Genomic DNA, 20,386 nt, shown 5'->3' with positions numbered 1-20,386 from the left:
GATCAGAGGGCGGTGGCGGTGACCGGGCCGGCGAAGGCGGAGACGTTGCCTTCGGCCGAGACGCTGCGCAGCCAGTACCAGCGGGTCTGGCCGGTGGTGAGGCCAGTGCGGTCCCAGGGCAGCGCGCTCGGCTCGCTGGCCAGCTTGGTCGCGGCGGCAAGGCTGGAGCTGCTGGCCTCGAACACCTGGAGCCGCACCCCGTCCGCGGGAAAGCCGCCCGACAGCCGCACGCCGCCGGCGATGCCCGTTGCCGCCAGACCTGACGCTGCGGCCGGGACCAGCGCCTCGCGCCAGCCTGACACCGCGCCGCTGCGCGCCTGCGCCTGCACCCGAAAGGCAGTCGGCTCAGCAGTGGGAATGGCGACGGCGGTGGCACCGAAGCCACCGGCATAGCCCTGCCACACGGCGACCGAGGTGGGGCGGAACTCGATCTCGTAGCCGGCGAGATAGGCCGAGCCCACCGCCGACCAGGACACCGCGATCGCGGTGAAGCTCGCCGCCACCGGCGTCTCGACCAGGATGGCAGCCGGCGCCGCGATCACGCCCGGGTTGGGCAGCACCACGGATGGGTTCTGGCCTGTCGCCCGTTCGTCGACTGCCGGGTTCCACGCCCAGACGGCGGGATCCTCCTCGGCCAGTTGCAGGTTCACCCCGCCATCCGGCGCCAGCGCCCAGCCCGTCACGCGGGCCGGGAACGGCGTGAGGCGCTCCAGCGCCACGGTGACCCCATCCCAGGGCCGCAGCCGCAGCGCCGCGAGGTTCGCCTGCATCGCCACCTCGCGCTGGCGGCGGTTGCGCTCGAGCTCGATTTTCATCAGGCGCTGGACGGTCGCCGCCGAGGTGGTGAGTGGGAACTCCATGTCCCGGTAGATCGCCTCGCCGCCATCCTCGGTGACGTAGTTGCTGGCCAGCAGCGGCGGCGCATCGGTCGGCTGCCAAGCGGCGGCCGGCTCGACATAGACGGCACGCACCCCGTTGAAGAGATCGCGTCGCGGACGCGAGCCGACGATGGTGACGTCGCCGCGCAGATCGTCGGAGGTGAGCGTCGCAGCCGGCAGCGCTGGCGCACCCGCATGGATGTAGAAGCGCCCGCCCGACACCACGAGCGCGCCGGCCATGGCGGCGACCAGCTTGCGGGTGATGGCGATCTTGCCCTCACCCAGAGTGACAGCGCCGTTGACGGTGTAGCGCCGCTCTGCGGTGCCATCGCGGCGGCCCATGATCTCGTCGCAGATATTGGCCGCGGCCATGAGCGCCGGCAGGTCGATATCGGCCCAGGCCGCGCGCCACCCGAAGGGCGAGGTCAGATACCAGGCCAGGCAGAGCGCGGGATTGTCGGACCAGCCGGTGATGCCGGTGCGCGGATCGAGGATGGTGTCGGCGCCCTCGACGATGGCGGACAGGCTGGGCGCGCCGGAGGGGAAGGCCTCGGGCCGCAGCTTGAGGCGCACGGCGAGGTAGGCCCGACCCTGACCACGATGGGCGGCGGTCCATTGGCCCCCTGTGTCCGCGACGAGGTTGGCGTTGGCGGCCTGGCCGGGATCGCCCAGCGCGCGGTCGATGCGCAGCAGGCCGGCGAACTTCGCGTCGGTGGAGGCGGTGCCGTTGAGGAAGACCTCGCCTATGGCGCGCACGCGATGCGCCGCCAGCACCACGACGACATGCAGGAAGCCGTCGGCGCGGCCCTCGTCATCGGTGGCGGAATGCAGGAACACGACGGGGCCCGAGGTGCGGCAGCGGCCAAAGACGATCTGGTGCTCGGTGATGGGCTGGCGGAAGGACTGGGTGCGGCCGGCGCCTGGCGTGCGCGGATCGAAGCCGGAGCCCGGCCCAGTGTCGGTCCCTGGCGTGACGTTGGCGCTGCGGGCGGCGGAGGGCGACTTGGGGCGGAAGACCGCGGCCCCTACGGCGGAGACCACCAGGGCGGCGCCGGCGGCCGCCACGGCGCCCAGGACGCCGCCACCAATGACGGCCGAGGCGGCGGCTCCCGCCGCGGCGGCGATGAAGGGGATGGCGACGGGCATCAGCCAACCCTCCAGGCGATGGTGCAGGCGGTGATGTGGAGGCGGAGCAGGCCCGCGGGCCCGACGAAGGCGGCGCGACCGGCATCCAGGACCACGCCGAGGCGATCCGGGTCGGTGGCCAGCACCACGTCGCCGGCTCGGGCGAAGGGCACCGGCACGCGCGGGAAGCCTGCGGTGTCCGCCATCGCGGCGAGGGTCGGGCGGTGCTGCCACAAGGGCCGGTAGCCCGTGCATGCCACCACCGCGGCCATGGCGAAGCGCCCGCAGTTCCAGCGCGTCGCGTCGAAGGGCCGATGCTCGGCGGCGGTGATCAGGGCCGCGAGCCGTTCCGGCCAATCGGGCAGCCGGGTCACTGGATCGGCAGCCGGATCTCCGCCTCCTGGAGCGCCGGCACGAACTCGAAGAACCGATCGCCCGGATACTCGGCCTGCTGGTCAGCATCCGTGTAGCGCCGCACCTCGGCCCGCTCGAGGTCCACCAGCCGGCTCTCGCAGGCCAGCGCCACGGAGGGCTCGGCGCCGTCCGTCACCTCCATCGTGTCCATCAGCCCCGCCCAGAGTGGGAACGGGTCCGCCACGAATGACCCTTGGGCATCCAGCAGCGCGCCCCACAGCGTGACCGGCCGCAGGCGATAGCTGCGCTCGGCCAGCGCGATATCCACCACCTCCTGCGGCACAGGCGACAGCGCGAGGGTTAGGCGGACGGCGCGCAGCTCCACCGTCTCCTCGACATCCGAGATGGCGCCGATGCTGCCGGCACCCTCGAACACCTTCCCCGCCCAGTCGAGCGGCCCGAGCCCGGTCCAGACGCGAAAGGGGCCGGTGGCGAAGTCGAGTTCCACCAGCACCACCGGCGTGGCGATCGGCGCGGTGGCGGCCGCCGCGGCCTGATTGCTGAGGCGTGGGGTGCCGGACATCACAAAGCCTCCTCGAGGCGGATGGTCACGGCGGCGAAGGGACCAGGCCGCGTCGGGTTCGCCGCCTCGTCATCCGAGACCAGCCGCATCGGCACGCTCGGCAGGGACAGGATGAGCGGCTCGCCCACCACCACCGCGGCGCGCAGCGGCGGCGCGATGGCGATGGTGGCGGTGCCGGCCCCAGAGGCGGCGACCGCGGCGGTGGCGATGTAGAGCCGCCCGCCCAGCCCGATGTAGTCGCCGGCGCCGACGGCGACCGTGCTGGGCCACCAGCCCTGCGTGACAATCGACAGCGCGCCACGCGGCGCGCCGGCCGCCAGCGAGGGATTGCCGGACCCCACCACCAGCCCGGTGCCGTCCGTGAAGATCGTCGCGTCCGAGAAGCTGTAGGGCCCGGTCGGCACATCGCCCTGGCTGCGCGGATCGCCGGTGCGGTATTCGCGCCGCCAGTCCCAGATCCGCACGGTGTTGGCGGAGCCGGCGAGTCCCGCCAGCAGCCCATCCATCACGCCGGCCTGCACGCGGCCCAGCGGCTCAAAGCTCGCCTCCGCCACCCAGCGCGCGCCCTCGCGCCGGAGCACCTGCGTGGCGCGGGTGACGGGCGAGACAAAGCGCAGGGTGTTGTGCTGCAGGTAGAAGCTGAGGCGGCTCGGGCGCAGTACGGCTGGCCAGGCGTATTCGGTCATCTGCCCTATCCCCGCACGATGGAGGTGGCGCTGCCGCCGCGGCGGATGGCGTCGAGCGTCGCCGCACTGGCCTGGCGGACGATCTGCGCCGAGAGCACGCGCAACCGCGCCTCGACACCCGCATCGGCGCCGCGAGCGTCGATGGTGATGCTCTGGTTGATCACCGGCCCACCGGGCGCCATGCCGTTGGGCAACACCGTGCCGCTGCGGTTTGGCACGAACCATTCGGGGCCGCGCTCACCCACGATGTAGGGCTGGCCGCCCGCCACCGGCCCGCCCTCGGCGCGGAAAAGCCCGCCCAGCGCCGAGCCGATGCCAGAAAAGATCGAGCCGAAGTCAAAGCCCGCCAGGCTGGAGGTCACCGCCGTGCCCAGCGGCTCGGTGATGGTGCGGCGGACGACGATGCGGGCGATGTCCTGCAGGATGCCCTGCAGCACCTTCGAGAAACTCTCGCCCTTGATGATCGCGTCCTCGAAGGCCGAGGAGAAGGTCAGGCCGAGTTCGCGCGCCGTGTTGCTGGTGCGCTCTGTCGCCTGCTGGACGCGCTGCTGGCTGCGCTCCAGCTCCTCCAGCGCAGCATTGGCCTCGCGGGAGACGGTCTCGTCGGGGATGGGCTGGCCGATGCGCTCGGCGCGTTCCACCAGCCGGCCGAGGGTTTCCAGGCGGCGGGTGTAGCGCTCCTGGGCGTTCTCGTTGTTCTGGATCAGCCGCTCGCGCTCGCGGATGATGTCGTTGATCTCGCGCTCGGCCTCGCGGTCCGGGCGCGGGATGGCGGCCACGCGGCGGGTGGTGCCCTCGATGCGGCGCAGCGCCTCGTCGCGCTCGCGCAGCGCCAGGGTCTCGAGGCGGGTGCGGTCGGCGGCGGTGATGCCGCCCGCGGCCTCGGCCTCGCGCAGGCGACGGACGCGGTCGTCGTATTCGCTGTTGATCCGAAAGCGATCGTCCAGCGCCTTGCGCAGTTCCTCGGCGTCCGCAGCGGTGCGGCGACGACGGGCCTCGGCGGCCTGGCCGGCGGCGGCCTCCTGCTCGGTGCGCTGGCGCTCGCCGGCGGCCTGCTCGCCGCGGGTGATCTCCTCCTGAAGCTCGGCATACTGCCGGCGCAGCTCCTCCAACCGCGCGGCGCGATCGACGCCCGCCTGCTGCTGCGCGGTGCCGACCAAGCCGCCCTGGATCGAACCGCGGCGCGGCTGGGAGCGCAGGCTGTCGCGGCCGTCATTCTCCGCCTCGAGGCGGGCGATCTGGGCACGCAGGGCCTCAGCCTGGGCACGGCGGTCGGCCTCCTGTTCGGAAGGCAGCAGCAGGCCCGAGCCGCGGCGCACCCCGTCCAGCACACGGGCGGCGCCGGACAGGGCGCGGGCCAGGGCGTTGGAGAGACCGATAGCCTGGTCGAGACGGGCGAGGAACTGGTCGGCGGCGGCGGTGAGCTGGCCGAAGGCGCGGCCGACGGAAAGCGGCGCCCGCTCGAACTCGCCATTCAGCCGTTCGACGGCGCGCAGCAGCGCTGGGAACACCGTGTCGGCGGTGAGCTTGCCCTCGGAGCCGAGCTTGCGGAGCTCGCCGATGGAGACGCCGAGCTCGCGGGCCAGCGCCTGCGCCAGGGTGGGCAGGCCTTCGAGGATGCTCCGCAGTTCGTCGCCCTGCAGCGTGCCCGACGCCAGCGCCTGGGCGAGCTGCTGGGTTGAGGAGGCGATCTCCTGCTGCGAGGCACCCGACGCAATGGCGATGCGCTGCAGGCCGCCGACGAGCGTGGCGACCTGGTCGGAGGTGGCGCCGATCTCGCGGGCGGCGATCGAGAAGCGGGCGAAGGCGTCGACGCTCTCGCGGACGGCGACGCCGGTCTGCAGGCTGTCGCGATACAGCCGGTCGTAGATCTCACCGGCGCGTTCGACGGAGCCGAGCGCGGTGTTCAGCCTGCCCATGGACTGGGTGAGCGCATCGCCGGCGACGACCACGGCGCGCAGGCCGGCGGCGAGGCCGGCGATCTGCACGCCACGTACGGCGACATCGAGCAGGTCCAGCGCGCGGGAGGCACGATCGGCGCCGCCCTGGATGCGCTCCAGGCTGCGCTGGCCGGTCTCGCCGACCTCGCGCAGCTCCTGCTTGACCCGGGCAGCGTCATCCAGCGACAGGCGGACCGAGACGCGGCGTGTGCTATCCGCCATGCGTCACGCCTCCTGCGTCAGTGGAGTGGTCAGGGCCCAGGGGGGTCGGTGCGGCGCGCGGCGCTGCCGGCGGCGAGGCCCATGCGCATGGCCAGCAGCAGTTCCGCTGCGGCCCAGCCGGAGGCGCCCATCTCGCGGGAGGTGGCGAGCGCGGCCGGCATGTCGAAGTCGAGACCGGTCATCGTCGCTGTGGCGCAGGTGGTGCCGGCGGCCCAGGCTGCGGCGCCCTCGACGCTGGCGGGCGCGTGGGCGGCGTAGGGACAGGCCAGGCCGCAGTCGCGATCGAGGGCCGCGCAGCCGCGGCAGTAGTCAGGGCCCTGGCCGAAGTGCCATTCGGCCCGGGCCCTCAGCCGTTTCCCTCCAGCGTCACGGCGGCGACGGGGCCGGTGGCGCGGTCCCAGAAGGCGGCGGCCATCTCGTCCATGTCCATCAGCCGCTCGACCGCCTCGGGCGAGAGCGGCAGCGGCTTGCCGGCGGCGTCGCCCACGCCATCCCAGGCGGTGACGGCATGCCGCGCGAGCGCCTTGACCAGGAAGGCGAAGGCCAGGCCGCGCGCCATGTCGGGGTCGAGGTCGGCCTCGGCTGCGCGCAGCACGCCGAGGCGGCGGGCGGAGCCGGCCTGGGCGGCGGCCATCACAGCGGTGGTGACGGGGCGGATCTCCACGCGGACGCCGCGCGGGAGGTCGAGCCAGTACGGCTCGACCGGGAGGTCGAGGGTGAGCATGGGGTTCTCCGTTCAGGTAGGCGGGCAATCCGGATCAGAAGAGCCCTGCGCGGCGCTCAGGATAGCGGCCAGCCTCACCAGCGAGGCTCGCGCGATGAGGCGGCGCGTCGAGATGGCAGACTTGGCGTTGAACGCTACAGCCGTACTCGACCCAAGGCGGTCGTCGGCACGGGTTCGAGTTTGATCAGGCTTACGGTAGAATCAGCGCGCTTGTCTTCTTCATGGGGAAGGGCCGGAACAGCAATGGGTTGGGGGGCGCACAATGCAGGAAACGATCGGTTGGCTCGAACGGCCTCTCAAAAAGATTGGCCTCGATAATCTCGGGGCGCAGCAGCCCTGTGTAACGATCTACACGCGGCTTCTACCTGGGATCACGAACGTCACTGATCGGGCCGCCTATTTCGGGTTCTATCCCTGGTTCATTCGGGCTTTCGAGGCACGTCACCCCGAAGCGTCCGAGACCCAGTTTCGTGAGACGTTAAGGCTGGCAGATTGCCTGATGACTCTCGTGGCCGAACGCCACGCCATAGCGTGCGGTGAAGACATCGCCCGTCACAGCGCGACCTGTCCCGGGCGCCTTACACTGGGCCCGGTCGCCCGCGACCTTCAGCCCGGCCAGACAGTCGAACTAGGGCGCTATGCCGACCGCAGCGAAAGCAATCCCACTCGGTATTTCAAAAATCCGCTAGGGGGTCTCGGCCAGTATTATCTTGGGGTATTGCGTGACGAGTACACGGTGCTCCACGGCGATCCGCGCAAAGGCATCGGCTACTGGCTCGAGCGGGGGGCGCCCTTGGCCGACGCCTACGGCGCTGGTCTCGACGGCGACTTGTTCTTCGCTGCACTCGAAGCTGGCGCCGTGACGCTGGGCGACCTCGACGATCTGGCGATCTTCTGTCCCTGCAGTCTTCAGTTTGCAGCACGCAAGCCGGCACAAACCGCGTTGATCTCGCTGTTCCTCCGAGATCGTTCGCCGCACGGCGTCGCGCGGGCGTCATCGTTAGCACTCGTGCTCGACTACCTGAAGCAGCGGAACGGGGCACCGACGGACGACCCAATCAAAGATTTCCTCGCCAGTTGCTACACCGAGGCCTTGCCGGAGGGCCCGTGGGCGACGCCTGAGCGCTTGCTCCAAGCGCGCCGCGGCTGGGCGCTCTATGCGCGCAACGAGATGCTGAGTTTGGCTTGGTCGGCCCTCTTCAAGAATGCCCTCGACGCGCTCGACGGCCACCCCAAACCGTTCGCCAACATCGACGCGTTGGCAGCATGGCTGGTCACGACACCGGCTTTCCAAGACCGTCCGGCCGCAACCTTCAATGACCTGGTCGCAGCGGATTTTGCCAATGCGCCGGCGCTCGACGCCATCGCCCATCCGGAGCACGAACTGGCCATGTGGCGGGCATTGCTCGCGGCCAATCCGCCGTCGCCCGGCGAAGCCGCCCGCCTGTTGGTGCGTCTCTATCGCCGCTGGCTTGACGAGCCTTCTGATGCCTATCGAGAACTGAATCTCCCGCCGGGCACGCTGTCCGGGTACCCGCTGACGCTAAACAGTCTACGAGCCATGGCGACAACCCGCTGGGCCGGGCTGGCCGCTGACGGCTGGTTCAGGGTCCTTGTCAGTGATGTGCTCGTCACCCATCAACGGATCGCGATCCGCAAGATGGGACAGTCGGGCGAGGACACCTTGATGTTCCGCTCTGGCGACCTCGGATTCTTCGTTCACCGCGACCTTGAGCGGATCGTTGAAACCCAGCCGCGCCTTCGGCAGGCCTTCCAGATCCTTCGCGACCTAGGCCTGACCACACACGAAACTGAGCATTTGCCGCATCCGACGGCGCTTGGCGACCAGGCGTTACAGGAACTGGTTGGATGAGCGGGGAGGATCGTACGTCACGTTTGCCGCTGCTCAAGACCCTCAAGGATCTTGCCAAGTCCGGGGCGAAGCTGGACGCCTCGATTGTCACCACCTACGCCTTCAACGGCCTCTTCTACGAAGAAGTGCTCTTGCGGGCGTTTGAGCGCGCGGGCTCTCGCCTCAATATTGTCCTGGCCGACGCCGGGCAACTTACAGAAAGCCTTTCTGACCCGCTTCGGCGTCCGAGCCGCGCCGGGCTCGACTACCTCCTGGCGCCCATCTCTCATGTTGGAGCCTTCCACCCAAAGCTCGTCACGTTGTTGTCGGAGCGCCAGCCGATTCTGGCGCTTGGCAGCCACAATGTCACGGACGCCGGGTTCTCGCACAACGAGGAAGTTACGGCCTTCTGGGGTGCCGCGAACCCTGCCCCGCCGGGAGTTTTGAGGGCCGCAGTCGACTATGCGCTGCAGTGGCTGGAGGCCGCTGACTCGATCCCCGCCGGTGTGCTGGCGGAGATCACGGGCCGGCTCCGCGGTCTGTTGCCGCCGGCGCCTGCGGCCGCGAACGACGAGGCAGGCCTAATGGTCTCGTCCGCGGAGGAACCCCTATGGACCCAGCTAAAATCGAGTGTTGTCGGCCCTGTCCGCCGCGTGACGGTTGTTGGACCGTACTTCGACGCGCGAATGGATTTCTTGAAGGCAGTCGAACGCGAGATGGCGCCGCGTGAAATCATCATCGCTATCCAACCCGCGAGCGCCGTACTGCCGCGACCTGACCTCGCGCCGAAGACCGCGCGTTTCGTTGATGCCTCAGACCTCCAGGCCTTCTGGTCGAAAGCCGATGAGGTCGGCTTCGCTCATGGAAAGGCTTTGGCCGTCGAGGGCGAAGGCGGCCTGGTAGTGAGCTTGGGCAGTGCCAATCCTACGGGCGCAGCATGGCTCGCGCAGAAACGTTGGAACGCAGAAGCCAATCTCTGTCTGACCGGCAAAGCCGCGGCTGCGGCGTTCGCGGCGCTCGGCCTCGACCGACTCACTGAGGCGCCAGCGCTTGCGGCGTCGCAACTGGTCGAGATCGCCGACCGAAGCCAGGCGGTGCGGAGCCAAGAGCAGGCGACGGCCGAGGCATCGGGACCGCCGCTTATCTCGGCTCAGGTAGTCGCCGGTGGATTCTTCCTGAAGGATTTCGAGGCTTCCGATGAAGGGCCGTTCGCCTGGGTCGAAGCGAGCGGTGTCAGCAGGGCTTGCACCCTCAAGGCGATAGAGGGGGGAAGTCTTGTCGCGTTCGGCGACCATCGCGTTGGTTGCGGACTCTATGAATTTCATTCGGGTCACACGACGATCGCCTTCGTTCTTCTGAACGATGCCCAGGCCCTGAGAGCCGCCGCTCTGCCGCGCGACGGTGTGCGGATCTTGGACCACCTAGGGTCTCTGGAGAGCGGCGCAGGCTTCACCGACCTGTTGGATTTGCTCAATAAGCACGTTCTGGCTCCGGCGGATGGCGCGATCGGGGCGAGCCACGCACCCAGCACGGCGGCCCAAACCGAGAGCGTGGAGAATAGCGAGGTCCCCTTCGGACCCCGCGGGGTGAGCTTGCCCGCCGAGGCCGAGCTTGGACTCCGGCGGCCCCGGCTGAGTGATGGACTGATCGCCGACATTATTGCCGCTCTCATCCGGGCGCTTGGCGCACCGCCGCCTGCGCCGACAACGGATGGTGACGCTCCTGACTTGGACGAGGGCGATGCGGCCGATGGGCCGTCCTCCGATGACCTCGCCCGCAACCTTGATGCCGGCGTAGACGTGCCGGCAATCGACTGGCCGCGGCTGGTCACGGCTTGTCGCAAGCGCCTGACCGTCATGCTCAAGCGGTTGGAAGCCCGTCTAGACGAGGCGACGGCTGCAGGCCATCCGCCGAGCTGGGCGCTCGGCCGTCTGGTGGTCGTTCTTTCGCTACTCCATCGGCTGAGGGGGCATCCACCGCAAACTCGCGACGCCCTCAATGGGCGTGTGCGGCCTGCCAGCCTTGTGAGCACAAGCCAGCTCCGCGTCGCCTTCAGCCTCGCCGTTCATGCGCTCTATGGACCCAGCAAGGTCGCGCTTAAACTAGAATCAACGCCCGGCACGCGGGCCGCAGAAGAGCGGCGTCTGATCGACAATCTCCTGCTATGGTTCGCCCGGGAAATCGGTGCCGATTGTTCGCGCCAGTCGCGCGAGCTGGTCGATGCCGGATACCTTCAAGCGCGTGCCGACCTGGGACCGGTAGCCATGTCGGCCGCGGCCTATAAGACCCTCGAAGCTTGGGCGGTCCAGCGAGACCCTTGGTTGGGGCTCTGGGACGACGCCGTGTCTCCCACCGACGACTGGACTGACCGTCAGTTGGCCTATGGCTCGCTGCTGCAACGCTTGCGGGGTCAGCCCCGAGCGGTATCTGCGCGGAATCCCGTTGTAGGCGATATCGTTCTCTGGGCGGGTGAGCGCGACCTACCCTGGGTGGTCGCTTCGGTCAGCGGCACCAAGATGTCTCTGACTGAGCCTGCGGGTATGCAGGGGGCGGAAAAGAGAGTGCTCGTGGCGTCGGCCACCGTGCTCGACACTTCTTCACTCCCGCGGCGCGACACCGAGGCAAGAGTCTCCTAAGCCACCGGTGCGGCCGAAGGCATAAGGGCCGCTTCCCGCGCGGCCAGCCAAGCCGGCCGAGTGTGTGTCTCACGCATACTCCGTCCCCGCCTGCTGGTTCCGCAGCACTGCGGTCATCATGCGCGTTGCGGTCGCGTTGAACGCGGCCCTGAAGTCAAAGCTGGCTTCCACGCCGGCCGGCCCCTCGATCGGCGTTTTGGCCAGCGCCAGATAGACCTCGTGCAGCGTGATGGTCAGGCTGCGGTTGGAGTCGATGGTGAAGGCCATGGCGAACTCCGCCGAGGTGCCGGCCTGCGCCTGGGCGAGCAGCGTGGTGTTCTCGAAGCGCACGGTGATCTGGCCGGTGCAGCGCGCGATGCCGGGGTCCACGCCCTCGACGCGGCGATCGGCGCGGATGGTGCGCACCGCCTCCATCCCGTTGGCGTAGGTGAGCCGCGCGCCGGTAACCTGCGCCAGCGCCGCTGCGCTCCGCGTGATGGATCCTTGGGCCTTGTTGAAGGCGGTGTAGGCCGCGCTGGTCGGCGTGCCGCCTGACGTCGCGCCGGTGCGCGCCGAGCCCTGGCCCAGCAGGCCGAACGTGGCCGTCGCCGCGCCGGTCGGCGTGAAGTCCATCTCCAGCGTGTCGGCGCGCACCCCGGTGCAGACGTCGAAGGACGGCACATCGGGATAGCCGATCTCCATCGCGTTGCTGGGCAGCGAGGCCGCACCCGAGCCGAAGGTGTGGATGAAGTTGGTGGAGCCGGTGGTGGTCGGCGCGCCGAGCAGAAGCCGCAGCCAGTGCCCGATGTTGATCAGGTCGACCGGCACCACCGCCTGGCCGGCGACCGTCACCGTGTCGAGAAAGGGCGCGGCGGGGTCCCGGTTGCTGCCCACGCCGATGACGTCGGCATCCAGCAGTGGCTGCTCGGCGCCGAGGTCGCAGGACAGGAACGGCATGCGCCGCCAGTTACTACCAGGCGCGGTGCCGTAGACGGTTTCGGGCACCATGAGCAGGCGGCAGTTCGCACCGATGGCACGGGGCATGGGCGTTCTCCTGAAGAGGGATCAGGCCAGCGGCGAGCCGGCGACGGTGAACCAGAGGGTGACGGAGATGGCGGCGGCGCGGGCTGCGGCAGCACCCTCGAACTCGACATCCTCGAAGGCGGCGCTGCCGGGCTGCGCCCATTCCACAGCGCCGCCGAGGGTGCGGTTGGCGGTGATCGCCGCGGCGACATCGACCAGCAGCGCGTCGAGCAGAGTGTTGCGCGCGGCGGGTGTTGCGCCGGCGACGGTGATCTCGACCTCGGCGCGATGCTCGATCTGCCAGGCGAGTGGGGAGAGGATGGGCGTCTCCTCCACCGTCTCGCCATCGCGGACCAAGACCAAGCCACCGGCCGGGATGCGCTGCGGGATGGTCTCGCCGCGGAGCACCAGCGGTGCCGGGTTCCGCACCGCCAGCAACGTGACCAGCCGGCTGTGCAGCGCGTCGATCGCGGTCTCGCGCGTGCTCATGCCCACCCCAGCATCGATGCGAAGAAACGGCCGGCGACCCAGGTGAGCGCGAGGCCGATGGGGACGGCAGCCCAGGACAGCACAACCAGCACCAGCAGCAGGAGGAAGCGCGCGCGCATGGTCATGCCGTTCTCCCGCTCTCGCGTTCCCAGGCCGTCACGAACCGTGCCGGAAGCCGTCGCAGCCCGCGCTCGGCGGCGCCGCGCACGTCGAGCCGCTTGGCGAGCTTCACCTGGGGGAGCAGCAGGAACATCGGCACCATTCCTTGTTCCAGCAGACCCCGCGCCCAGGCCTCACGCCCCTTGCGGTTGGCCGTGCCGACCTCGGTGACACCGCCCGCGACCAGACGAGTCCTGCGCCGCCGCCCGGTCTGCTCGCCCTGGCGCAGCGGCAGGCACCACACGAAGCCACGGCCTGACTTGAACGGCCGCAGGAAGGCTTGGCCGGAAGCGACCATCTGGGCCGGCGTCACGCGCATGCCCTTCTCGCCGCGCCCCCGGCGTCCCCGCGCCGCATTGAAGCCGGTCGGGATGGCCAGGAACTTCCCGCCACCCTTGGCGCGGATCAGGGCGCCCCGTTCGAAGGCGTCGATGACGTTCGGCACCTTGGTGAAGACCAGCCCCGCCGGCCGCAGCGACTGCCCGGAGCGCGGGAAGATCATCGACCGCCAGGCATTGGCGATGCCGCGCGCGTTGCCGGAGAAGGCCGTCGTAACCTGCCGGCGCAGCTCGGCCTTTACCTGCTCGGTCTCGGCGCGGATGGCGGTCATGGCCGCGCGCTCGCCGGCGCGCACCTCGTCGGCAAGCATCTTCCGGAGGTCGCCGACGATATTGGCGCCGAGCCGCATGGGTTACGGCCCGCCCAGCCGGCGATTTATGACGCGCAGCAGGAGGTCGTGCAGCGCGGCATAGCCCAGCGTGCCGGCCATCCAGGCGACAGCGAACAGCCACCAGCCGTCCAGTTCCAGCGCCCGGGCCACCAGCCAGGCGCCCGTGCCGAGGCTGCCGCCGGCCAGCGTATGCAGCAGGAAGGCCCCGCTCAGCATCGGCCGGCCGGTCGACGTCAGCCGCGCGACGGCGCCGAGCGCACCGAGCGCGCCGGCGAGCAGCGCCTCGCCGATGATGCTGCCGATGCGCTCCGGATCGATCATGGCGGTGCTCCTATCGGCGGCAGAAGACGCGCCAGGCGATGCCGGCGGCATCACGCTCGGCGTGCTGGACGATCAGGGTGTCGGCGCCGAGGGTGAAGGTGTCGTCGGCGTCCACGGTTGGCAGCACGGCGATGGCGACGGTCAGCACGTCGCTGGCCTGGATCACGCTGGTGCCGAAGGCATCGCCGAGCCGGTCCGGTGCCGAGCTGACCACACGCAGGGGAACTGGCGCGCCCGTGCCACCGGCCCGGTAGAGTGCATCCGCACCGATGTTCGGATCCGCGGCCAACGCATCCATGGCCGCGGCGAAGGCGTTCATGCTGGTCGTCGCAGTCGCCAGGCGAGCACGCCCACCACCGCGGCGACGATGACCGCGATGGCGACGGCCGGCGCCAGCGTGCCGAGCGCCTGGATGGCCGGGGCCGCCTGCGCGACCGCGGTGGCAATGCCGGCTGCACCCACCAGCACGGCACCACGCCCGGTGCCGGTGATGGCGGCGACCTCGCGAAGCGTCACCGGCGGCGCGGGCGGTACCCCGGCCAGGGTGAGCGCCCGATCGATGACGCCGGCCGGATAGCTCAGCCCGGCGCATTCGTGGTGGATGATCGCCTCGACCAGCGGGCGGAGGTGATTGTGCCGATGCAGGTCGATCGCATCGTCCGGCCCGACCCCGATCCGCCGCGCCACCACGGCGACATAGGCCGCGGTGTCGTTCTCCACCTTGGGCGCCCACCGCTCGATGATCGCGCGTGGCGTGCGCAGCTTGTGCCGGTCCTGGTAGGTGACCAGCAGGGCTGCGAGCGCGCGAATGCCGAATTCATGGCTGGTGAAGCGGCAGAAGCGCCCGTCCGAGGCTGGATCAGCCAGCCCCTGCCATTTGTTGGCGGGGACGTGCTCGATGTTGCCCGGATTGCGGTTGCGATAGCCCCGCGTGGCCTTCGGATCCATCGCCTTGGGGCCCGGGCTCACGTGCCGATCGCCGGCACGCGGTTGAGCCACACCCGGACCGTGGTGTCCGCGGCCAGCGCCGCCAGGCTGGCGATGCCGACCTGGAAATTGCCGGCCGCGGTGGTGGTGATGCGCCGGTTGGTGTTGTCCCAGAAGACGCGGGCGCCGGCGGTGATGGCGAGCGCCGGTTCCTTCGTGATGTCGAACACGCCCTGGGTGGCGGCCTCGATGACGGCGTTTTGCGCGCCATCGACGGCGGCCACGCCGAACAGCGCACCGACCAGGACGCCCTGGCCGGAGAGGATACCGCCCGCATAGGGGACGGCGATGGCCAGGCTGTTGCCCGGCTGGACGTAGTTGCGCATGGGGATGGGAGCTCCTCAGAAACACGAAGGGCGCCCGATGGGGCGCCCCGCGTGTCGTCATGGTTGTGGGAAGAAAGCCGGGATCAGATGCCCGGGTTGAACCAGGCGCCGCGCCAGTCGATGGCGCCGACGCCGAAGTCGAAGATCACCGAGACCTCGACGCCATCCACGCCCTGGACATTGCCGGTGGTGACCTGCGGCCCCTCGGCGCCGTTGAGATAGCCGTAGACGTAGACCGGTGCGGCGAAGGGATCGGAGAACAGGTACCAGCGGTTGTTCGGAATCAGCGGCTCCACCAGCGGCTGGACGAAGCCGGCATAGACATTGGCGTTGCTGGTCTGGGTCGCCTGGACCGAGACCGTGAGCTGCCTGGCGGCGAGCTCCTGGTTCGGTCCGACCAGCAGGCGCATCTGCGACCCCACCGCGATGGGCAGCCCGTCCAGCGTCCGCTGGCGCATCACCGCCGCACGCCCCAGCGCAAGATTGCCCAGGTCGAGCAGCGTGCCGGCGGTGGCCTTGTTCAGCCGTGCGGCGCCGGTGGCAAAGACCGGTGCCGCGCCGGTGACCAGCGTGGGGCCGTCGCCTGTGGCGCTGTTCACCAGCGCATAGGCCGTGGCGTTCTCGAAATCGGCCACGCGCCGGCCGATCATGGAGGCGAAGTCGGTGAAGGCGCCGAGGTCGTCGTTCACCAGCATCTGCCGGGTGACACGGATGCGTCGCGCGAAGGTCTGCAGGAACACCAGCTCCTGGCTTTCCGACATGGTGCCGGCCTGGATCTCGCCGTTCTCCGACAGCGCCACGAGGTTCGGGAAATCGCCCACACGGAGGTGGCGGTGCGGCTTGAAGTCCCGGAAGTCGCGGCGGAGGAACAGCGTCCGGTAGGTCGGCTGCGCGGGCGCATAGGCCGCCAGCAGCATCTTGTTGGCCGCGGCCGAGAGCAGCGCCGGGAAGTCGGAGGTAGTGTGGAAGGCACGCTCGGCGAGGATGGTCGGGTTGCGGGGGATGTTCCGCTCGCCGCGGGCGCGGAGCAGTTCGCCCATCATGTCGGACGGACGCCAGCCCATGAATTCGACGTGGCGGCCGGCGCCGGGGCCCGTGCTGGGCGCCTGGTAGCCGGGCATGGAGCGGGCGGCGAGCGCCTCGGCCATGGCGTCGAGCAGGCTGGCCGGATCGTCCTGGCCGGGACCGGTCTCGGGGCGGGCTGGAAGGGAGGGGCGTGGGGCGCTCTGGGCAAAGGCGTCCCACAGCCGGCCGCGCAGGACCTCGGGCGAGATGCGGTCGCGGATGGCGGCCTCGCGCATGGCGTCGAGCATGTCGGGGGTGACCAGGCCGCGGGCGGCGGCCAGCACCGGCTCGTAGGCGGCGATGCGCTCGACGGCAGCGCGGTCCGCCTCGGCGCGGATCGCGTCCAGGTCGGGCGCCGGCGGCGCGGCACGGGTCGGCTCGTGCGGAGCGGTGGTCGGGGTGCTGGTGGGCGTCGTGGTCACGGGGACCTCCTGGTGCGGGATGGTGGGCGGCGACGCAGCGGGCGGCGCCGAAGGAGCAGCCGGAGTCTCCGGCGTCGTCTCGTTCATGGGTGGTTCCTCCGTCAGGGCGGGTTCGATGGCGATGGCGGGAGCGCCCTGCGGCTCCTCGCCACGGATCACGGCGAAGCCGTCCACTGGGACGGGCACGATCGAGATCTCGTAGGGCTCCCAATCCACCGCACGGTGGATGGTCTGGCCGGTGGCCGCGTCGGGCCGCGGCTCATAGCGATGCACGCGATAGCCGACACTCACCGACTGCAGCGTGCCGTCGGCGATGCGCTGCCAGACCGGCTCCACGTCATCGGCGCCGCTGAATTGCAAGGTGGCGTAGCCGCGGCCGGCCTCGAGGCGTGCCGCAGTGACGCGGCCCAGCACGTCGCGCGTGCCCGCACGTCGGTGGGTGTCGAGCACGGGCGCCCGGCCGGAGCGGAGCGCGTCCATGCGCACCGCCTCCGGCCGCATGTCGAGTTCCTCGATGATGGGGCCGAGCGGCGGGACGAAGTTGCGGGCCCGGGCGCCCGTGCTCCACACCACCTCGACGGTGCGGGTGGCGCGGTTGACAGTGACGGGGGCTGCCAAGGCGCGGCAGGCCACGATCGACTGCCCAGCGTCGGGCATTCGATCCGGCGCGAGGGTGCCCCCGCCCGGTTCGATCGGTTCGGTCATGTGCGAAAATCCTGGGCTTAGGGCGCCGTGAAGCCCTGGAGGTTGGCGATCACCACCGCCCCCGCCGTCAGCGCCTGGATGTTCAGCGCGGCGTTGGCCGTGGTGCGCAGCGGGGTCGGGAAGTCGATGTTGGTCGGCCCAAGGTTCGCCGGCAGCAGCGCGCGCCAGATCGGCGTGGTGCCGTCGCGGACCTGGAACTCCGTCGCCGTGGCGCTGGCGTTCTGCACCTGCATCCCCGTCACGTAGCGGCGGATGCCGGCGCCGCCTGCGGCCTGCACCGCGGTGTCGCTGCCGGTGGCGATGCCGGCCAGCGGCCCCGCATAGGTCCAGTCCGCCTCGGGGATGGCATAGGGCTTGGTGACGATCGCGCCGATCAGCGTCGCCAACAGGTCGACACCGCGCGCCGTGGTGACCGCCACGGGATTCGCGGCATAGCCGGTCGCGGCCAGAACCGGCACGGCGCCGACCGTGTTGCGCGCCTGGCCGCCGACCACGCTCAGCGCGGGAGCCGCGGCGCTCAGCACGTTCACCCCGATCCCCTGGCCGGCGACCGCATTGGCGCGGCCGGCGGTGATCGCGGTGGTGAGTTCGGCGTAGTCCGAGATCGAGACGAATTGCAGCCGCAGATCGGTGTTGCTGGCCGGCGCCAGGTTGCGGCTGATCGTCGCCCAGCCGGTGTTCACATAGGCGCCAGTGAAACTCGACCCGACCAGGTCGAAGTTGTTCGCATCGATCACCGTGATGGTGAAAGTGCCATTGGCCCCCGGCACGCCGGCGACATTGGCCACCGTCACGGAATCCGAGGTCGCGTAGCCATGGGCGGCGCGGGTGATGCGGACCGCGCTGCTGCCGTTGTTCGCCACCGCCGAGATGCCGTGGAAGACCTGCCGGTTCCGCACGCGCACCCGAAAGCGGTACAGCGCGGCCGGGTCGGGCAGCTGCTGCTGGCGGGCGTAGGAATTGGCGCGCAGGCCGGTGCCGTCCAGCGCGCGGCCGTGGAAGTAGCATTCGTCGCTGTTGGGCTCGAGTTCCAGCACCGACCAGCCGGCCGGGGCGGTGGTGGGAATGGTGACGCCCGAGGCGGTGCCGAGCCGCGGGGCGCCGTCGCTGCCGACCTCGTAGTTCGCGAGCGTGGCGCTGATGCCATCCAGGCGCCAGCCGACGATGTTGCGCTCGTCGGGCTGGCTGGTCTCGGGGGTGACGCTGACGAGTTCCAGCCAGGCGGTCTGGCCGGCGATGCGCTGGCTGAGGTTGAGCGCGACCATCGCGCGCAGCGGCAGCATGAAGCTCTGCCGGCTGAGCAGGACCAGCTCATCATCCAGCGTGGTGCCAGTGGAGATCTGCGCGCTGCCATTTGCGATGGTGAGGAGCATGCCGCTGCCGGTGGCGAGCACCTCCCAGCGTGTCGGGTTGATGGTGTCGCCGCCAAAATTGTCGCGGAAGCGCCGGCGCATGCTTTTGATCTTGAGCATATCGTCGGCCCAGTCATAGCCGCCTGGGATCATGGTGTGGCTCCTGGGGAAGTGGTGGGCGGCTCGGCGCGGGGCGAGGCGGCACCGGTGGCGGCAATCTCGATGGCGGCGAGCTGGGCTGCGTCCTGCGCGGCGCCGGATTTGGCGACGCGGCGCGGATCGCTGTCGAGCGATAGGCCAGCCTCGTCGAGCAGGGCATTGGCCTCGCGGATCATCTCGACCACCTGGCGGAAGTCGTAGCCGAAGGCGCCGACGGCCTCGGGCTGCGGCACGAAGCCCGCGCGGACCTGCGCGATCAGCGCCGTGGTGTCCTTGAGCGGGTCGATCATCTCGTGCGCGGGCGGGACGTGCGACAGGCCGTCCGGAACCTCGGCACCCCACAGCCCGAGCAGCGCGCCCTGCGCGTGGAAGCGATCCGCGATCGGCCGCACCAGCATCGGGATCAGCATGCCGTACTGGACCTGCTCGCAGAGCCGGCGAAACTCGATCTTGCCGGCCCGCAGCGAGGAGTAGTTCGCCTGGGTGAGATCGCCGGCGACCTGGTCGTAGGTCAGGCCGGCACCGACGGCGGAAGCTTCCAGCGCGCGCCGTGCGAAGGCCGCGTGCGATCCACCACCGGAGGGATTCACTACCTCCACGCTGCCCATGCCGCGGCGATACAGGATCATGCCGGGTTCGAAGCTCTCCACCGTGCGGCCCTGCGCGTCGCGGAGCAGGCCCGACGCCGGGCCGGTCATGGCGTCGTCGCCATCCTCGGAGACGACCGCGGCCAGGCAGGCCTCGATCTTGGCCTTCATCAGCAGCGCGGCCTCGTAGTCGCCGAGATCGCGCAGCCGGGTCAGCACCGGGGCGAGCCAGGAGACGTCGCGCAGCTGGCCCGGCCGGCGCTTGCGATAGATGTGCAGCACGTCGCGCGCCGGCACGCGCTGGCTGCTCAACCAGGTGGCGCCGCCCGGCAGCACCCAGGACGCGCCGGGGTGCACGCGATGCAGCCAATAGCCGACCGGCTCCCCCGCCTCGCCGAGGCCGATGCCCTGCAGGGTGGGGACGCCCTCAAGGACTCCCTGCCGCGCCGTGTCGAGGTGGTCGCTCTCCAGCACCTGGAGCCGCAGTCCGATCGGATTGGCCGGCGTGACGTCGGCCGGCAGCAGGCGGACGAAGCATTCCCCGCTCTCGACGACGGCGCGCATGACCAGGGCCTGCAGGCCATACAGGTCGAGCCGGCCCTCGGCATCGCAGGCCGTGCTGTCGGACCAGCGGCGCCAGGCCTCGGCGTGCGGCTTGTCCGGCCAGCGGGTGGTGATGCCGGCACCGACAGCGTTGCCGGTCCAGAGATCGACGATGCGGGCAGCGTAGGGGTCGTTGCGCACGGCGTCGCGGGCCCGGCGCGCCACGGTGGGTGCGGCCGCGCCGACCTCTGCCGTGGCACTGCCTCCCGATGCCGCCCAGCTCGAGGCGCGGCTGTCCTGCGCCGCGGCATAGCCACGAAGGGCGTGCCAGGCATCGCGGATCCGGCCCATCACCTGGTTCCCTCGCGCGAGAAGCTGGCGAAGGTGACGTTGGAGCGGCGCGCGGCAGCGTTCTCGGCGGCGTGCAGGACCGATAGAGCCCGGCCGAGTTCGTCCAGGGATCGGTACTCCACGGTGCGGCCATCGAAGGTGACGCGCGTGGTGCCGCCGGTGAAGGCCGCGGCCAGGACGGCGGCGCGGGTGCCGGCCGGCTGTGCCAGCGCCCAGGCGAGGACGGTTGGGTCCATGGTCGTCCTCCT

General features: G+C 70.5%; 21 protein-coding genes. 2 read left to right on the top strand and 19 right to left on the bottom strand.

What is annotated here, in order from left to right; all coding sequences use genetic code 11:
* Positions 1–2 precede the first annotated feature (2 nt).
* From LHU95_RS12645 to LHU95_RS12615, 7 genes are all read right to left on the bottom strand, one after another.
* Complete coding sequence (locus LHU95_RS12645) at positions 3–2,024, bottom strand: phage tail protein (RefSeq protein ID WP_248707321.1); 2,022 nt, start codon at positions 2,022–2,024, stop codon at positions 3–5.
* Complete coding sequence (locus tag LHU95_RS12640) at positions 2,024–2,377, bottom strand: hypothetical protein (RefSeq protein ID WP_248707320.1); 354 nt, start codon at positions 2,375–2,377, stop codon at positions 2,024–2,026. The genes LHU95_RS12645 and LHU95_RS12640 overlap by 1 nt, the downstream gene beginning before the upstream one ends.
* Entirely contained in the window at positions 2,374–2,940 is a 567-nt protein-coding gene (locus LHU95_RS12635) for a hypothetical protein (protein WP_248707319.1), read from the bottom strand. Before LHU95_RS12635 ends, LHU95_RS12640 begins: the two co-directional genes overlap by 4 nt.
* Positions 2,940–3,626 carry a hypothetical protein gene (locus LHU95_RS12630; protein WP_248707318.1) on the bottom strand — a complete coding sequence of 229 codons (687 nt, stop codon included), beginning with the start codon at positions 3,624–3,626 and terminating at the stop codon, positions 2,940–2,942. Before LHU95_RS12630 ends, LHU95_RS12635 begins: the two co-directional genes overlap by 1 nt.
* A gap of 5 nt (positions 3,627–3,631) precedes the next feature.
* On the bottom strand, positions 3,632–5,788 hold the full coding sequence (locus LHU95_RS12625; RefSeq protein ID WP_248707317.1) for a tape measure protein: 2,157 nt from the start codon (positions 5,786–5,788) through the stop codon (positions 3,632–3,634).
* Between the two features lie 29 nt (positions 5,789–5,817).
* The gene (locus tag LHU95_RS12620) at positions 5,818–5,970 is read right to left on the bottom strand and encodes a hypothetical protein (RefSeq protein WP_248707316.1); all 153 of its coding nucleotides are present in this window, start codon (positions 5,968–5,970) and stop codon (positions 5,818–5,820) included.
* A gap of 164 nt (positions 5,971–6,134) precedes the next feature.
* Complete coding sequence (locus LHU95_RS12615; RefSeq protein ID WP_248707315.1) at positions 6,135–6,512, bottom strand: hypothetical protein; 378 nt, start codon at positions 6,510–6,512, stop codon at positions 6,135–6,137.
* Between the two features lie 262 nt (positions 6,513–6,774).
* Between LHU95_RS12615 and LHU95_RS12610 the strand changes: the two genes are divergently transcribed.
* Entirely contained in the window at positions 6,775–8,385 is a 1,611-nt protein-coding gene (locus LHU95_RS12610) for a hypothetical protein (RefSeq protein ID WP_248707314.1), read from the top strand.
* Positions 8,382–11,000: a hypothetical protein gene (locus LHU95_RS12605; RefSeq protein WP_248707313.1), complete on the top strand. Its 2,619-nt coding sequence runs from the start codon at positions 8,382–8,384 to the stop codon at positions 10,998–11,000. Before LHU95_RS12610 ends, LHU95_RS12605 begins: the two co-directional genes overlap by 4 nt.
* 69 nt (positions 11,001–11,069) lie before the next feature.
* Here LHU95_RS12605 and LHU95_RS12600 read toward each other — a convergent pair whose 3' ends face one another.
* The 12 genes from LHU95_RS12600 to LHU95_RS12550 form a co-directional block, all read right to left on the bottom strand.
* On the bottom strand, positions 11,070–12,023 hold the full coding sequence (locus LHU95_RS12600) for a phage tail tube protein (RefSeq protein WP_248707312.1): 954 nt from the start codon (positions 12,021–12,023) through the stop codon (positions 11,070–11,072).
* A gap of 21 nt (positions 12,024–12,044) precedes the next feature.
* Positions 12,045–12,491: a hypothetical protein gene (locus LHU95_RS12595; protein WP_248707311.1), complete on the bottom strand. Its 447-nt coding sequence runs from the start codon at positions 12,489–12,491 to the stop codon at positions 12,045–12,047.
* Entirely contained in the window at positions 12,488–12,616 is a 129-nt protein-coding gene (locus LHU95_RS23385) for a hypothetical protein (protein WP_283094259.1), read from the bottom strand. Before LHU95_RS23385 ends, LHU95_RS12595 begins: the two co-directional genes overlap by 4 nt.
* Positions 12,613–13,338, bottom strand: coding sequence for a DUF6441 family protein (locus tag LHU95_RS12590; RefSeq protein WP_248707310.1), 726 nt, complete (start codon positions 13,336–13,338; stop codon positions 12,613–12,615). The genes LHU95_RS23385 and LHU95_RS12590 overlap by 4 nt, the downstream gene beginning before the upstream one ends.
* 3 nt (positions 13,339–13,341) lie before the next feature.
* Positions 13,342–13,641, bottom strand: coding sequence for a hypothetical protein (locus LHU95_RS12585; protein WP_248707309.1), 300 nt, complete (start codon positions 13,639–13,641; stop codon positions 13,342–13,344).
* 10 nt (positions 13,642–13,651) lie between these two features.
* Positions 13,652–13,960: a hypothetical protein gene (locus LHU95_RS12580; protein WP_248707308.1), complete on the bottom strand. Its 309-nt coding sequence runs from the start codon at positions 13,958–13,960 to the stop codon at positions 13,652–13,654.
* Positions 13,957–14,610 (bottom strand): structural protein, encoded by a 654-nt coding sequence (locus tag LHU95_RS12575; RefSeq protein WP_248707307.1) that lies wholly within the window; start codon positions 14,608–14,610, stop codon positions 13,957–13,959. The genes LHU95_RS12580 and LHU95_RS12575 overlap by 4 nt, the downstream gene beginning before the upstream one ends.
* On the bottom strand, positions 14,607–14,954 hold the full coding sequence (locus tag LHU95_RS12570; protein ID WP_248707306.1) for a DUF2190 family protein: 348 nt from the start codon (positions 14,952–14,954) through the stop codon (positions 14,607–14,609). Before LHU95_RS12570 ends, LHU95_RS12575 begins: the two co-directional genes overlap by 4 nt.
* Positions 14,955–15,037: 83 nt before the next feature.
* The gene (locus tag LHU95_RS12565; RefSeq protein ID WP_248707305.1) at positions 15,038–17,146 is read right to left on the bottom strand and encodes a prohead protease/major capsid protein fusion protein; all 2,109 of its coding nucleotides are present in this window, start codon (positions 17,144–17,146) and stop codon (positions 15,038–15,040) included.
* 17 nt (positions 17,147–17,163) lie between these two features.
* Positions 17,164–18,651, bottom strand: coding sequence for a hypothetical protein (locus tag LHU95_RS12560; protein WP_248707304.1), 1,488 nt, complete (start codon positions 18,649–18,651; stop codon positions 17,164–17,166).
* Positions 18,648–20,138, bottom strand: a complete 1,491-nt coding sequence (locus LHU95_RS12555) for a phage portal protein (protein WP_248707303.1) — start codon at positions 20,136–20,138, stop codon at positions 18,648–18,650. Before LHU95_RS12555 ends, LHU95_RS12560 begins: the two co-directional genes overlap by 4 nt.
* The gene (locus LHU95_RS12550) at positions 20,138–20,374 is read right to left on the bottom strand and encodes a hypothetical protein (protein ID WP_248707302.1); all 237 of its coding nucleotides are present in this window, start codon (positions 20,372–20,374) and stop codon (positions 20,138–20,140) included. The genes LHU95_RS12555 and LHU95_RS12550 overlap by 1 nt, the downstream gene beginning before the upstream one ends.
* Positions 20,375–20,386 lie beyond the last annotated feature (12 nt).

It is taken from the genome of Sediminicoccus sp. KRV36, assembly GCF_023243115.1.
Taxonomy (GTDB): domain Bacteria; phylum Pseudomonadota; class Alphaproteobacteria; order Acetobacterales; family Acetobacteraceae; genus Roseococcus.
Note: the sequence above shows the minus strand (reverse complement) of the source record. Positions and strands in the feature narration are given on the sequence as shown.

Bases quoted from the DNA above. Each gene is read 5' to 3' on its own strand.
- LHU95_RS12645 (WP_248707321.1), bottom strand. From the start codon at position 2,024: ATGCCCGTCGCCATCCCCTTCATCGCCGCCGCGGCGGGAGCCGCCGCC.
- LHU95_RS12635 (WP_248707319.1), bottom strand. From the start codon at position 2,940: ATGTCCGGCACCCCACGCCTCAGCAATCAGGCCGCGGCGGCCGCCACC.
- LHU95_RS12630 (WP_248707318.1), bottom strand. From the start codon at position 3,626: ATGACCGAATACGCCTGGCCAGCCGTACTGCGCCCGAGCCGCCTCAGC.
- LHU95_RS12625 (WP_248707317.1), bottom strand. From the start codon at position 5,788: ATGGCGGATAGCACACGCCGCGTCTCGGTCCGCCTGTCGCTGGATGAC.
- LHU95_RS12620 (WP_248707316.1), bottom strand. From the start codon at position 5,970: ATGACCGGTCTCGACTTCGACATGCCGGCCGCGCTCGCCACCTCCCGC.
- LHU95_RS12615 (WP_248707315.1), bottom strand. From the start codon at position 6,512: ATGCTCACCCTCGACCTCCCGGTCGAGCCGTACTGGCTCGACCTCCCG.
- LHU95_RS12610 (WP_248707314.1), top strand. From the start codon at position 6,775: ATGCAGGAAACGATCGGTTGGCTCGAACGGCCTCTCAAAAAGATTGGC.
- LHU95_RS12605 (WP_248707313.1), top strand. From the start codon at position 8,382: ATGAGCGGGGAGGATCGTACGTCACGTTTGCCGCTGCTCAAGACCCTC.
- LHU95_RS12600 (WP_248707312.1), bottom strand. From the start codon at position 12,023: ATGCCCCGTGCCATCGGTGCGAACTGCCGCCTGCTCATGGTGCCCGAA.
- LHU95_RS12595 (WP_248707311.1), bottom strand. From the start codon at position 12,491: ATGAGCACGCGCGAGACCGCGATCGACGCGCTGCACAGCCGGCTGGTC.
- LHU95_RS23385 (WP_283094259.1), bottom strand. From the start codon at position 12,616: ATGACCATGCGCGCGCGCTTCCTCCTGCTGCTGGTGCTGGTTGTGCTG.
- LHU95_RS12590 (WP_248707310.1), bottom strand. From the start codon at position 13,338: ATGCGGCTCGGCGCCAATATCGTCGGCGACCTCCGGAAGATGCTTGCC.
- LHU95_RS12585 (WP_248707309.1), bottom strand. From the start codon at position 13,641: ATGATCGATCCGGAGCGCATCGGCAGCATCATCGGCGAGGCGCTGCTC.
- LHU95_RS12580 (WP_248707308.1), bottom strand. From the start codon at position 13,960: ATGAACGCCTTCGCCGCGGCCATGGATGCGTTGGCCGCGGATCCGAAC.
- LHU95_RS12570 (WP_248707306.1), bottom strand. From the start codon at position 14,954: ATGCGCAACTACGTCCAGCCGGGCAACAGCCTGGCCATCGCCGTCCCC.
- LHU95_RS12565 (WP_248707305.1), bottom strand. From the start codon at position 17,146: ATGACCGAACCGATCGAACCGGGCGGGGGCACCCTCGCGCCGGATCGA.
- LHU95_RS12560 (WP_248707304.1), bottom strand. From the start codon at position 18,651: ATGATCCCAGGCGGCTATGACTGGGCCGACGATATGCTCAAGATCAAA.
- LHU95_RS12555 (WP_248707303.1), bottom strand. From the start codon at position 20,138: ATGGGCCGGATCCGCGATGCCTGGCACGCCCTTCGTGGCTATGCCGCG.
- LHU95_RS12550 (WP_248707302.1), bottom strand. From the start codon at position 20,374: ATGGACCCAACCGTCCTCGCCTGGGCGCTGGCACAGCCGGCCGGCACC.